The sequence below is a fragment of the Curtobacterium sp. MCLR17_032 genome (genome assembly GCF_003234795.2).
Classification (GTDB): Bacteria; Actinomycetota; Actinomycetes; order Actinomycetales; family Microbacteriaceae; genus Curtobacterium.
The window spans coordinates 1855958-1868488 of sequence record NZ_CP126268.1 but is presented as its reverse complement, the minus strand read 5'-3'; the positions used below and the strand labels follow the sequence as shown (position 1 = coordinate 1868488).

Sequence of the window (12531 nt, the reverse complement as noted above, 5' to 3'; positions counted from 1 at the left end):
CCCATCTGAACCAGACCGACCTGAACCAGGCCGGCCGCGTCCGGACGTGACCACACGTCGGGGACTGCTGCCGGGCCTCCCGACCGCCACACCGGAGTGCGCATGTCCAGCACCACGACCCCGTCCGCGAACCTCGCCCTCGCCGTCGACCTCGGCGGCACCAAGGTCGAAGCCGCACTCGTCACCGACCAGGGCGTCGTCCTGCCGGCCACCCGGCACCGCAGCCCGACCGGTGCCGGACGCACGTCCGAGGAGCTGCAGGCCGCGGTCGACGAGGTCGTCGTCGCGACCCTCGCCACGCTGCCGTCCGACGCGACCCTGGTCGGCGTCGGCATCGGCTCGGCCGGCCCCGTCGACGAGGAGCACGGCCTGGTCTCCCCGCTGAACATGCCGGTCTGGCGCGGCTACCCGCTCCGCGACCGCGTCGCCGCGCACGTTCCCGACGGCGTCCCCGTCACCCTGCGGATGGACGGCCTGGCGATCACGCTCGCCGAGCACTGGGTCGGCGCCGCGCAGGGCTCCGACCACGTGATGGGCATGATCGTCTCCACCGGCGTCGGCGGCGGACTGATCCTGCACGGCCGGACCGTCAGCGGGCCGACCGGCAACGCCGGCCACATCGGCCACGTCGAGTGCGGTGGGTACGACGACCCGTGCGCCTGCGGTGGCACCGGCTGCCTGGAGGCCGTGGCCAGCGGGCCGAAGACCGTCGCCTGGGCACGGCGCCAGGGGTTCGCCGGCAGCACCGGCGAGGAGCTCGCGGCCGCCTACGCGGCGGGTGACGACATCGCGGTGGCCGCCGTCAAGCGGAGCGGGCGGGCGCTCGGGCAGGCCATCGCCGCGGCGACCAGCCTGGTCGACCTCGAGGTCGTGGCGATCGGCGGCGGCTTCTCCCACGTCTCCCCCGACCTGTTCGAGTACGCCCGACAGGCCGTCGCGGAGCGGGTCGAGTTCCCGTTCGTGACGAAGGTACGGATCGTGCCGACGGGGCTGTCGCAGGACGGGCCGCTCATCGGGGCGGCCGCGCTCGTGCACCGCGCCGACGTCCTGCGCTGACGGCGCAGCACTGATGTCGCTGGGCTGACGGCTCGGCTCGGCTTCTCCACAGCGGCGTCGCCGGAGGCACCGGGTGCGGGATCATGTGCTCGTGCCCTCCTCCCGCCTCGTCACGACGGACGACTGGCCGGCGGCAGAGCTGCACGCCGCCGTGCTCGCCGGTGACCTCGTCGCGGTGGGGGCCTGCTGGGCGTCGATCGCCGAACCGCAGGACGCCGCCCTCCGCGCCGCCTCGTTCGCCTGGAGCGTCGGCGACGTCCGGGTCGTCGCGGGCGGCCTCAGCGCAGCATGGATCTGGGGCGCGTGCTCACGACCACCGGTCCCCCACGACGGCTGTGTCCCCGCGGACGAACGCTTCCGGCGGAAGGGAGCGTGGACCGCGGTGCGGGAGATCGCCCTGGAGGCCGCCGACGTCACCACCTGCGCCGACGTGCGGGTCCTGACGCCCGCGGCGACCGCCCTCGACCTGCTGCGGTTGCGCCGACCGTTCGGCGCGCGCGACGCCGAGGCCCTGCGCGGCCTGGTCCTGGCCGCCGGGGTCGATCCCGCCGCCCTCGCCCGCGGCCTGGCAGAGAACGAGCGGGCGCCGATGGGCCGGCAGGCGCAGCGACGGTTTCGCGACGCCGCGGTCTGGCCTGATCAGTCGGGCCGGCCGGATCGGTCTGGATCTGCCTGACGGGTCCGGCCCGGTCCGGTCCGGTCCGGCCCGAGTCGGGTCAGCCCGCGCTGACCCGGTACACGTCGTAGACGGCGTCGATGCGACGGACGGCGTTCAGCACGCGATCGAGGTGGGTGGTGTCACCCATCTCGAACACGAAGCGGGACAGCGCCAGTCGGTCCGACGACGTCGACACGGTGGCGGACAGGATGTTCACGTGGTGGTCGGTGAGGACCCGCGTGACGTCGCTGAGCAGCCCGGAACGGTCGAGGGCCTCGATCTGGATCTGGACGAGGAACACCGACTTCGACGACGGCGCCCACTCGACCTCGATCATCCGGTCGGGCTCGTTCATCAGCGACTTCACGTTGGTGCACGACGCCTGGTGGACCGACACACCCTGGCCGCGGGTGATGAAGCCCACGATCTGGTCGCCCGGCACCGGGGTGCAGCACTTCGCGAGCTTGACGAGGATGTCCGGCGCACCGCGGACCAGCACACCGCTGTCGCTGTTGCGGAGCTGGCGGCTCGTGACGTGGCGCGGGAACGACAGCTCGGGCTCGTCGGTCTCGGTCTCCGTCTGGATGCTGCCGAGGGCCTTCTCGATGACGGACTGGCTGGACACGTGGCCTTCGCCGACCGCCGCGTACAGGGCGGCGACGTCGTCGTACCGCATCGCCGACGCCACCTCGGAGATGGTGTCCTGGCTCATGATGCGCTGGAGCGGCAGGTTCTGCTTGCGCATCGCCCGGGCGATGGCGTCACGGCCCTGCTCGATCGCCTCTTCGCGACGTTCCTTCGTGAACCACTGCTTGATCTTGTTCCGGGCCCGCGGGCTGCGGACGAACGTCAGCCAGTCCTGGCTCGGCCCCGAGTCGGGGTTCTTCGACGTGAAGATCTCGACGACGTCACCGCTCGACAGGGCGCTCTCGAGGGGCACCAGTCGGCCGTTCACCTTGGCGCCCATCGTGCGGTGCCCGATCTCGGTGTGCACGGCGTACGCGAAGTCGACCGGGGTCGCGCCGGCGGGCAGGCCGATGACCTTGCCCTGCGGCGTGAAGACGTAGGTCTCCTTCGCGCCGATCTCGTAGCGCAGCGAGTCGAGGAACTCGGCCGGGTCGCTGGTCTCCGCCTGCCAGTCGGTGATGTGTGCGAGCCACGCCATGTCCTGGTCGGACTGCGTGGTGCTCTCGGCTTCGCGACCGGTGATGCGCTGCTTGTACTTCCAGTGCGCGGCGACACCGAACTCGGCCCGCTGGTGCATCTCGTGCGTGCGGATCTGGATCTCGACCGCTCGGCCCTGCGGTCCGAGCACCGAGGTGTGCAGCGACTGGTACAGGTTGAACTTCGGCGTCGCGATGTAGTCCTTGAAGCGCCCGGGCAGCGGTGTCCACCGGGCGTGCACGGCTCCGAGCATCGCGTAGCAGTCCCGCACCGTGGGGACGAGGACGCGGATGCCGACCAGGTCGTAGATCTCGTCGAACTCACGCCCGCGCACGATCATCTTCTGGTAGATCGAGTAGTACTGCTTCGGGCGACCCATCACGTCGCCGCGGATCTTGGCGGCCTTCAGGTCCTTCTTCAGGGTCCCGGTGACGTTCTGCACGAACTGCTCGCGCTTGGGCTGCCGCTCCTTGACCAGGCTGTCGATCTCGACGTACAGCTTCGGGTGGAGCACCGCGAAGGACAGGTCCTCGAGCTCGAGCTTGATCATCTGGATGCCGAGGCGGTGCGCGAGCGGCGCGTAGATCTCGAGCGTCTCCTTCGCCTTGCGCGAGGCGGAGGCGGACTCGACGAAGCCCCAGGTCCGGGCGTTGTGCAGGCGGTCGGCGAGCTTGATGACGAGCACGCGGATGTCCTTCGACATCGCGATGACCATCTTGCGGACGGTCTCGGCCTGGGCGCTGTCGCCGTACTTGACCTTGTCGAGCTTGGTGACGCCGTCGACGAGCATCGCGATCTCGTCGCCGAAGTCCTCGCGCAGCTGGTCGAGCTGGTAGTCGGTGTCCTCCACCGTGTCGTGCAGCAGTGCCGCGGCGATCGTGATGGTCCCGATGCCCAGGTCGGCCAGGATCTGCGCCACCGCGACGGGGTGCGTGATGTACGGCTCCCCCGACTTCCGCTTCTGCCCGTCGTGCGCCCGCTCTGCGACGGAGTACGCCCGCTCGATGAGCGTGGTGTCCGCCTTGGGGTGGTGCGACCGCACCGTGCGGATCAGGGTGTCGACGGCCCCAGCGGGCTGTGCACGCGAGAACAGCCGCGGCAGCAGCGACCGGAGCGACCCGAGGTTGCCGGTGGTGTTCGCGCCCAGCGGCGGACTGGAGGGCCGGGGCGACGAGCCGGGACGGCTTCCGTCCCCGGGGCGGGACGCGCCACCGGGCTGGGGAGCGGCGCCGGCATCCGGCTGCGAGGACTCACGCGTGTCGGTCATGCTGCGCCTCCCGGGACTCGATCCGACAACACTACGCGCGTCGTGTCAGTGCTCGTGACCACGTTCGCCGTCAGCGGCGGCGTCCGAGCTGGCGCGGACGACGGGGGCGCCGGACTGCTCCCAGGCGACCATGCCACCGGCCAGGCTGACGGCCGGGACACCGGCACGCTCGAGCGCAGCGACGACCTGGGCCGACCGGTACCCGCTGTGGCACACGACCACCGCGGGGTGCTCGTCGTCGACCGGCACCTCGGCCCAGCGGGCCTGCAGCTCGGACATCGGCAGCAGCGTGGCCTGCGGAGCGTGCACCTCGTCCCACTCGGACTGCTCGCGCACGTCGATCAGCGGGGCACCCGCGTCGAGGCGGGCGAGGGCGTCGGTGAGGTCGACCTCGGCGGCGGCCATCAGACGTCCGCCCCGGCCTCGACCGGACGCTTCTTCGCAGCGGCCTGCTGCTTCTTGGCGTCGGCAGCGACGATCTTCGGCTCCTTCTCGCGGAGGTGCGCGTACATCGGCGACGCCAGGAAGATCGTCGAGTACGTCCCGACGATGATGCCGATGAACAGCGCGAGCGAGATGTCACGGAGCGTGCCGGCACCGAGCACGTACGACCCGATGAAGAGGATCGCCGCGACGGGCAGGAGCGCCACGATGGAGGTGTTGATCGACCGGACCAGCGTCTGGTTCACCGCGAGGTTCACCGACTGCTTGAACGTGCGGATCGACTCGATGCTCGTGTTCTCACGAACCTTGTCGAACACCACCACGGTGTCGTAGAGCGAGTAGCCGAGGATGGTCAGGAAGCCGATGACGGCGGCCGGAGTGACCTCGAGCCCGACGATGCCGTAGACACCCGCCGTGATGAGCAGGTCGTGGATCAGGGCGACCATGGCCGCGAGCGACATCTTCCAGGTGCGGAAGTACAGCGCCATGAACACGGCCGCGAGGGCCAGGAAGATCACGAGACCACGGATCGCCTGCGCCAGGACGTCGGCGCCCCACGTCGCACCGATGAAGGTCGCAGCGACCTTCTCGGACGGCACCTTGTACGCCGTCGCGAGCTCGGACGCGATCTCGTCGGTCTGGGCCGTGGTCAGCTGACCGGTCTGCACGCGGATGCCGTGCTGGCCGAGCTGCGAGACGCGCGGGATGACGTCCGGGACGACGCGTTCGACGGTCTCGGTCGCGATGCCCTGGTCGGTCGACTTCGCGTCGGAGATCGTGAACTCGGACCCACCGGTGAACTCGATGCCGAGCTGGTAGCCGCCGCGGAGCCACGGGATGGCCAGCGACAGCACGATGCACACGATCGCGATGATGTACCAGGTCTTGCGGCGCCCGACGATGTCGTAGGACCGCTTGCCCGTGTAGAGGTCGCTGCCGAACTGGCTGAAGCTCGCCATCAGCTGTCCTTCCCGTTGCCGGTGCCGTTGCCCGTGCCGTTGTCGGAGCCGGCGGCCTTGCGCTCGGCGATGGTCTGGCGACGAGCGGCTTCACGCGCACTGCGCTGCCTCTTGCCGTCCACGATCGGCGCCCGGAACTGGGCACGTCCGCGGTACACCGCGCCGAGGGCTGCCGGGTCGAGGCCGCTGAAGCGGTGCCCCTCGCCGAAGAAGCGCGTGCGGGCGATGAGCTGCATCATCGGGTGGGTGAAGAGCGCGACCACGACGACGTCGATCAGGGTGGTGAGGAGCAGCGTGAACGCGAAGCCCTTCACGTCACTGACCGCGAGCACGTAGAGCGTCACGGCGGCGAGGAAGTTGACCGAGTCGGACGCCAGGATCGTGCGGAGGGCACGCTTCCAGCCGGACTCGACGGCGCTCTCGAGCGCACGGCCGTCACGGAGTTCGTCACGGATGCGCTCGAAGTACACGATGAACGAGTCCGCCGTGATGCCGATCGCCACGATCAGACCCGCGACCCCCGCGAGCGAGAGTCGGTAGTCGACGCGCCAGGACATGATCGCGATCACCAGGTACGTCAGCGCGGCGGCGACACCGAGCGACAGGACCGTGACGAACGCCAGGGACCGGTACTGGATGACCGAGTAGATGACGACCAGGATCAGACCGATCAGACCGGCGACGAGACCGCCGACGAGCTGCGCGGTGCCGAGGGTCGAGGAGATGACCTCGTTCGACTGCACCTGGAAGTTGATCGGCAGGGCGCCGTACTTCAGCTGGTCGGCCAGGGTCTTCGACGAGTCGGCGGTGAAGTTGCCGGTGATCTGCGCCTTGCCGTTGGTGATCGCGGAGTTCGTCGTCGGCGCCGTGATGACGGTGCCGTCGAGGACGATCGCGAACTGGTTCTGCGGCTGCGTCAGCTTGACCAGGCGGTTCGTGACCGAGCCGAAGTCCTTCGTGCCCGCGCCGTTGAAGGACAGGTTGACCGCCCACTCGCCGGTGGTCGTGCCCTGCGAGTTCGACGCGAGGCCGGAGGTGGCGTTGCTGATGTCGGCACCCGACACCTCGACCGGACCGAGGATGTACTTGGCGGCACCGTCGTTGTCACACGTGACCAGGGGCTCGTCGTCCGGGGCCGACGTGACGTCGTCCGGAGCCGAGCACTTGTAGTTCGTGTAGAGGTCCTGCAGCTTCGGCGTCACCCAGGCGAGGTCGCTGCCGTTCGTCGGCTTCGAGCTCGGCGTCGCCTGCAGTGAGGCGGGCGGCGAGTACGGCGTCGGCGAGGCGGTGGAGCCCTTGCCGGAGTCCCCCACGGCGCTGTCGGACGCGGCCTCGGTGAAGAGCACCGGACGGAAGGTCAGCTTCGCCGCGGCCTCGATGCGCTGGATCGTCTGCTGGTCCGGCTTGCCCGGGATCGACACGACGATGTTGTTCGCGCCCTGGGTGTTGATCTCGGACTCCGAGACACCGGTGGCGTCGATGCGCTGGCGGATGATGTTCACCGCCTGCTGCAGCTGCTGCGAGGTGACTGCCGAGCCCTCGGTGCTCTGCGCCGCCAGGGTGATCTGGGTGCCGCCCTGCAGGTCGAGTGCCAGCTCGGGGACCCAGCTCGCGCCGGCGTACCACTTGTCGGAGGCGTCCTTGGTGCTGCCCGCGAGGACCGACGCGGCGGTGTTCAGCCCCGCGAGGACCGCGATCAGGATCACCAACCAGGTGAGCGAGCGGAGCGCCTTCTTGACGGGTGTCGATCGTGCCACCGGTCGTCTCGTCTTTCTGTCGTGAGCCCCGCGCGTCGCAACGCACGGGGCTCATGGTGTCGCACCGCCGGTCAGCCGGCGGCGTCGGAGGTCAGTCTTCGGTCTTGCGCTTCGTGCTGTCGACGTCCTCGACACGCTCGCCGTAGATCGGCTCGCCGTTGAGTTCGGTGACGTGCGAGTCTGCTTCGGTCTCGGTCGTGACGGTCGTGTCGACGGCCTCCGGGGTCTCCTCCGGGACGACGCGGGACAGCGTCTGGCGGTGCACCGTGATGACGGTGCCCGGCGCGATCTCGACGTCCGCGGTGACCTTCTCGTCATCGACCGACACGAGCGTGCCGTACAGGCCGAACGAGAGCATGACGCGCGCGCCCGGGACCATCTGGCTGGCGGTCTCGGTCTGCTGCTTCTTGCGCTTGCGGCTGCTGTAGAACATGAAGGCCGCGAACGCCACGACGATGATGATGAGGAAGTACTGGTCCATGGGAGCCTTCGGTCGGTCGAGCGGTTTCGGGCGCGAGCAGTCTAGAGCACGCACATGTGCAGTACTTCACGCATCGTCTGCGGCGAAGAGTCCGGGTTGTGCCGCGGCCTGCCCGGGCGTCAGACCGAAGTGGCGCCACGCCTGCGGGGTCGCGATCCGCCCGCGGGGCGTCCGCGTCACGAGACCGATCCGCACGAGGAACGGTTCGACGACGGACTCGATCGTCTCGGACTCTTCACCGACGGACACCGCGAGGGTGTTCAGGCCGACCGGGCCGCCGTCGAAGCGGGTCAGCATGGTCTCGAGCACGGCACGGTCCAGCCGGTCGAGGCCGTACTCGTCGACGTCGTACAGCTCGAGCGCGCCCTGGACCGCGGACATGCCGTCGCTCGTGCCGTGCACGAGCGCGAAGTCCCGGACCCGTCGGAGCAGTCGGTTCGCGATGCGCGGGGTGCCGCGGGAGCGCCCGGCGATCTCCCGCAGGGCGTACCGGTCGAAGTCGAGTTCGAGCAGGTGCGCGGCGCGGATCAGGACCTGTTCGAGTTCGTCGCGCTCGTAGAACTCGAGGTGCGCCGTGAAGCCGAAGCGGTCGCGGAGCGGGTTCGGCAGGAGCCCGGCTCGGGTGGTCGCGCCGACGAGGGTGAACGGCGCGAGGTCGAGCGGGATGCTCGTCGCCCCGGCGCCCTTGCCCACCATCACGTCGATGCGGAAGTCCTCCATCGCCAGGTAGAGCATCTCCTCCGCCGAACGCGCCATGCGGTGGATCTCGTCGATGAACAGCACGTCACCGGGCATCAGCGACGACAGCACCGCGGCGAGGTCGCCCGCGTGCTGGATCGCCGGTCCGCTCGACATCCGCAGGGGGCGCGACGACTCGTGCGCGACGATCATCGCCAGCGTGGTCTTGCCGAGTCCGGGAGGCCCGGCCATCAGGATGTGGTCCGGCGTCCGGTCCTGCATGGCGGCGGCCTTGAGCAGCAGGTCGAGCTGCCCGCGGACCTTCCGCTGGCCGACGAACTCGTCGAGCGACTTCGGCCGGAGCGCGCCCTCGAACGCCAGCTCTTCCGGTGACTGCGCGTCGGCGGCGGTGATCCCGCCGCTCATCGGCCGGCACCCGTGGGTCGGAGGGTCCCGAGCGCGGCCCGGAGCAGTGCCTGCGTCCCCATCTGCTCGACGCCGGGCTCGTTCGCGACGGCGTCGTCGACGGCGCTGCGCGCCGCGTCCTCGCGCCAGCCGAGGCCGACCAGGGCGATGACGACGTCCTCGGTCGCGGGGTGGGCGACCGCGGCAGCGGCGCCGGTGGTCGTGGGTGCCTCGAACGCGGCGAGCTTGCCGGAGAGGGCGACGATGATGAGCTTGGCGGTCTTCGGTCCGATGCCAGAGACCTTGCGGAACGCCCCGTCGTCGTCGTGCGCGACGGCGTTCGCGACCTGGGCCGCGGTCATCTGTCCGAGGACGCCGAGTGCGGACTTCGGGCCGACGCCGGAGACGCTCCGGAGCAGGTCGAAGACGCGCAGGGCATCGGTCGACTCGAAGCCGAAGAGCTCGAACGCGTCGTCCCGGACGATCAGGGCCGTGCGGACGAAGACCTCCGCCCCGTGGCGCATCGTCAGGGCGTGCGCGGGCGTCACCGTGACGGCGTACCCGACTCCGCTGACCTCCACCACGGCGGTCGATCCGGCGACGTCGATGCAGGTGCCCCGGAGACTCGCGATCATGCTCCGAGCCTAGGGCGGGCCGGGGACGTCCTCGCGCCGCCGCTCCGCACGAGGGGTGACGCGGCACTGCGGCCGGCCGCCCCGGCCTGCGCGTCCCGCCAGGCACGCTGTGCGGGGGTGAGGGTCCCCGGTCCGGAGCTGACGGCGTCGGGTGAGCCGAGCCTCCAGGCATGACAGACCGCCAGGGCGAGCGCGTCCGCGGCATCGGCGGGCTTGGGTGCCTCGGCGAGGCCGAGGACCCGGGCGACCATCGCCTGGACCTGCCGCTTGTCGGCGTTGCCGTAGCCGGTGATCGCGGCCTTGACCTCGGACGGGGTGTGCAGCCCGACCGGCAGCCCGCGCGCGGCGGCGGCGTGCAGGGCGAGGCCGGACGCCTGCGCCGTGCCCATCACCGTCCGGACGTTCGCCTGCGCGAACACCCGCTCCACGGCCACCGCGTCGGGCCGGTGCGCGTCGATCTGCTCGGCGATGCCCTCGGCGATCGCGAGCAGCCGGAGCTCCAGCGCCATGTCCGCCGGGGTACGGACGACCGTGACGTGCACCAGGCGGGCGCGGCGGTCCGGCGTGACCTCGACCACGCCGACGCCGCAGCGGGTGAGCCCGGGGTCGACCCCGAGCACCCGCAGCGCGCCGGCCCTGGCCGTGATCAGTCCTCGTCTTCGTCGAGCTCAGCCTGCACGTCCGCCGGCACGTCGAAGTTGGCGTAGACGTTCTGCACGTCGTCGCTGTCCTCGAGCGCGTCGATGAGCTTGAACACCTTGCGGGCGGTGTCCGCGTCGACCTCGACCTTGAGGTTCGGCACGAACTCGGCGTCCGCGGCGTCGTAGTCGATGCCGGCTGCCTGCAGGGCGGTGCGGGCCTCGACCAGGTCGCTCGCCTCGGTGATGACCTCGAAGCCACCGCCCTGGTCGATGACGTCCTCGACACCCGCGTCGAGCACGGCCGTCATGACGTCGTCCTCGGTCAGGGCGTCGGTCTTGGTGACCGAGATGACGCCCTTGCGGTTGAAGTTGTACGCGACACTGCCCGGGTCGGCCATGGTGCCGCCGTTGCGGTTCATCGCCGTCCGGACCTCGGCCGCGGCACGGTTCTTGTTGTCGGTGAGGCACTCGACCAGGAGCGCGACGCCGTTCGGCCCGTACCCCTCGTACATGATGGTCGTGTACTCGATCGACTCGCCGGTCAGGCCGGCACCGCGCTTGATGGCGCGGTCGATGTTGTCGTTCGGCACCGAGGTCTTCTTGGCCTTCTGGACCGCGTCGACGAGGGTCGGGTTGCCCGACATGTCGGCCCCGCCCATCTTCGCGGCGACTTCGATGTTCTTGATGAGCTTGGCGAACGACTTCGCACGGCGACCGTCGATGACGGCCTTCTTGTGCTTCGTCGTCGCCCACTTGGAATGCCCGGACACGGTTCTCCTTGCGTCGTGCGGAAAGTCTCCGACAGTTTACCGGCCCGGGAGGCGCGGTGTGCGTCCGCCGCGCAGGCCCGGCTGGCCAGGCGGCCGGGTGGGCATCAGGCGCGACGGACGATGTCGAGGAAGCGGCGGTGGAACCGGTCCTCGCCAGCGACCTCGGGGTGGAACGCACTCGCGAGCACGTTGCCCTGCTGCACGGCCACGACCTGACCGTCGGGCAGGGCACCGATGACGTCGACGCCGGCGCCGTGCTGCTCGACGACCGGCGCCCGGATGAACACCGCGTGCACCGGGGCCTCGCCGAGGTCGGGCATCGGGATGTCGATCTCGAACGAGTCGTTCTGGTTGCCGAACGCGTTCCGCCGCACCGTGGTGTCGAGCACGTCGAGCGTGTGCTGCCCCGCGATGCCGTCGGTGATCCGCGAGCTGAGCATGATCATGCCCGCACAGGTGCCGTAGGTCGGCAGCCCCCCGCGGATGGCGTCGCCCAGCGGTCCGGCGACGCCGAACGCGCGGGACAGCTTGTCCATCACGCTCGACTCGCCGCCGGGGATCACGACACCGTCGAGGGTGTCGATCTCCTCCGGACGGCGGAGCGGCACGACGTCAGCGCCGAGCTCGGTGAGCGACGCGATGTGCTCGCGGAAGTCGCCCTGCAGGGCGAGGACGCCGATCCGGGGCGACGGCTTACCAGCCACGCTCGGCGAGGCGGTGCGGTGCGGGGACGTCGGCGACGTTGATGCCGACCATCGCCTCACCCAGACCGCGGGAGACCTCGGCGATGACCTTCGGGTCGTCGTGGAAGGTGACGGCCTTCACGATGGCGGCGGCACGCTTGGCCGGGTCGCCCGACTTGAAGATGCCGGAGCCGACGAACACGCCGTCCGCGCCGAGCTGCATCATCATCGCGGCGTCGGCCGGGGTGGCGACACCACCGGCGGTGAAGAGCACGACGGGCAGCTTGCCGGTCTGGGCGACTTCCTTCACCACGTCGTACGGCGCCTGCAGTTCCTTGGCGGCGACGTAGAGCTCGTCTTCCTTGAGGTTCCGCAGCGCAGCGATCTCCTTCGAGATGGTGCGGATGTGGCGCGTGGCCTCGGACACGTCACCGGTGCCGGCTTCGCCCTTGGAGCGGATCATCGCCGCGCCCTCGGTGATGCGACGGAGCGCTTCGCCGAGGTTGGTGGCACCGCAGACGAAGGGGGTCGTGAACTTCCACTTGTCGATGTGGTTCACGTAGTCGGCCGGCGAGAGGACCTCGGACTCGTCGATGTAGTCGACGCCGAGCTCCTGCAGCACCTGGGCCTCGACGAAGTGGCCGATGCGGGCCTTCGCCATGACGGGGATCGACACGGCGGCGATGATCTCCTCGATCATCGACGGGTCGGACATGCGGGCGACACCACCCTGGGCGCGGATGTCGGCGGGGACGCGCTCGAGGGCCATGACGGCGGTGGCGCCGGCTTCCTCGGCGATGCGTGCCTGGTCGGCGTCGATCACGTCCATGATGACGCCGCCCTTGAGCATCTCCGCGAGACCGCGCTTGACGCGCGAGGACCCGGTGGTCGAAGTGGCGTTGACGGTGCTGGGGGTGCTGTCGCTCATGATCC

The 12531-nt window shown here is 70.2% G+C and carries 13 protein-coding genes; 2 read left to right on the top strand and 11 right to left on the bottom strand.

The annotated features are described in order from the left end of the window. The first annotated feature begins 102 nt into the window (after positions 1-102). Positions 103-1056 carry an ROK family protein gene (locus DEI97_RS08835; protein ID WP_111073455.1) on the top strand — a complete coding sequence of 318 codons (954 nt, stop codon included), beginning with the start codon at positions 103-105 and terminating at the stop codon, positions 1054-1056. Positions 1057-1147: 91 nt separating this feature from the next. Continuing rightward, positions 1148-1732 carry a type IV toxin-antitoxin system AbiEi family antitoxin gene (locus DEI97_RS08830; protein WP_181439115.1) on the top strand — a complete coding sequence of 195 codons (585 nt, stop codon included), beginning with the start codon at positions 1148-1150 and terminating at the stop codon, positions 1730-1732. Positions 1733-1772: 40 nt separating this feature from the next. Here DEI97_RS08830 and DEI97_RS08825 read toward each other — a convergent pair whose 3' ends face one another. From DEI97_RS08825 to pdxS, 11 genes are all read right to left on the bottom strand, one after another. Continuing rightward, a complete protein-coding gene (locus tag DEI97_RS08825) occupies positions 1773-4145 on the bottom strand; it encodes a RelA/SpoT family protein (protein ID WP_258376612.1) in 2373 nt (790 codons plus the stop codon). A 45-nt stretch (positions 4146-4190) separates the two neighbouring features. Beyond that, entirely contained in the window at positions 4191-4550 is a 360-nt protein-coding gene (locus tag DEI97_RS08820; protein ID WP_111073453.1) for a rhodanese-like domain-containing protein, read from the bottom strand. Next, positions 4550-5548: a protein translocase subunit SecF gene (secF, locus tag DEI97_RS08815; RefSeq protein ID WP_111073452.1), complete on the bottom strand. Its 999-nt coding sequence runs from the start codon at positions 5546-5548 to the stop codon at positions 4550-4552. Before secF ends, DEI97_RS08820 begins: the two co-directional genes overlap by 1 nt. Beyond that, positions 5548-7305 (bottom strand): protein translocase subunit SecD, encoded by a 1758-nt coding sequence (gene secD / locus DEI97_RS08810; RefSeq protein ID WP_111073451.1) that lies wholly within the window; start codon positions 7303-7305, stop codon positions 5548-5550. Before secD ends, secF begins: the two co-directional genes overlap by 1 nt. Positions 7306-7396: 91 nt before the next feature. Next, the gene (locus tag DEI97_RS08805; protein WP_111073450.1) at positions 7397-7786 is read right to left on the bottom strand and encodes a preprotein translocase subunit YajC; all 390 of its coding nucleotides are present in this window, start codon (positions 7784-7786) and stop codon (positions 7397-7399) included. A gap of 66 nt (positions 7787-7852) precedes the next feature. Continuing rightward, positions 7853-8890, bottom strand: a complete 1038-nt coding sequence (gene ruvB, locus DEI97_RS08800; protein ID WP_111073449.1) for a Holliday junction branch migration DNA helicase RuvB — start codon at positions 8888-8890, stop codon at positions 7853-7855. Continuing rightward, the gene (gene ruvA / locus DEI97_RS08795) at positions 8887-9504 is read right to left on the bottom strand and encodes a Holliday junction branch migration protein RuvA (RefSeq protein ID WP_111073448.1); all 618 of its coding nucleotides are present in this window, start codon (positions 9502-9504) and stop codon (positions 8887-8889) included. The genes ruvB and ruvA overlap by 4 nt, the downstream gene beginning before the upstream one ends. Further along, positions 9501-10124: a crossover junction endodeoxyribonuclease RuvC gene (ruvC, locus tag DEI97_RS08790; protein WP_181439114.1), complete on the bottom strand. Its 624-nt coding sequence runs from the start codon at positions 10122-10124 to the stop codon at positions 9501-9503. The genes ruvA and ruvC overlap by 4 nt, the downstream gene beginning before the upstream one ends. Positions 10125-10150: 26 nt before the next feature. Further along, the gene (locus tag DEI97_RS08785) at positions 10151-10915 is read right to left on the bottom strand and encodes a YebC/PmpR family DNA-binding transcriptional regulator (protein WP_111073446.1); all 765 of its coding nucleotides are present in this window, start codon (positions 10913-10915) and stop codon (positions 10151-10153) included. A gap of 104 nt (positions 10916-11019) precedes the next feature. Next, positions 11020-11619, bottom strand: a complete 600-nt coding sequence (gene pdxT, locus DEI97_RS08780) for a pyridoxal 5'-phosphate synthase glutaminase subunit PdxT (RefSeq protein ID WP_111073445.1) — start codon at positions 11617-11619, stop codon at positions 11020-11022. Continuing rightward, positions 11609-12526 (bottom strand): pyridoxal 5'-phosphate synthase lyase subunit PdxS, encoded by a 918-nt coding sequence (pdxS, locus tag DEI97_RS08775; protein WP_111073444.1) that lies wholly within the window; start codon positions 12524-12526, stop codon positions 11609-11611. The genes pdxT and pdxS overlap by 11 nt, the downstream gene beginning before the upstream one ends. Positions 12527-12531 lie beyond the last annotated feature (5 nt).

Bases quoted from the DNA above. Each gene is read 5' to 3' on its own strand.
- ruvB (WP_111073449.1), bottom strand. From the start codon at position 8,890: ATGAGCGGCGGGATCACCGCCGCCGACGCGCAGTCACCGGAAGAGCTG.
- DEI97_RS08820 (WP_111073453.1), bottom strand. From the start codon at position 4,550: ATGGCCGCCGCCGAGGTCGACCTCACCGACGCCCTCGCCCGCCTCGAC.
- ruvA (WP_111073448.1), bottom strand. From the start codon at position 9,504: ATGATCGCGAGTCTCCGGGGCACCTGCATCGACGTCGCCGGATCGACC.
- DEI97_RS08805 (WP_111073450.1), bottom strand. From the start codon at position 7,786: ATGGACCAGTACTTCCTCATCATCATCGTCGTGGCGTTCGCGGCCTTC.
- DEI97_RS08825 (WP_258376612.1), bottom strand. From the start codon at position 4,145: ATGACCGACACGCGTGAGTCCTCGCAGCCGGATGCCGGCGCCGCTCCC.
- DEI97_RS08835 (WP_111073455.1), top strand. From the start codon at position 103: ATGTCCAGCACCACGACCCCGTCCGCGAACCTCGCCCTCGCCGTCGAC.
- pdxS (WP_111073444.1), bottom strand. From the start codon at position 12,526: ATGAGCGACAGCACCCCCAGCACCGTCAACGCCACTTCGACCACCGGG.
- secF (WP_111073452.1), bottom strand. From the start codon at position 5,548: ATGGCGAGCTTCAGCCAGTTCGGCAGCGACCTCTACACGGGCAAGCGG.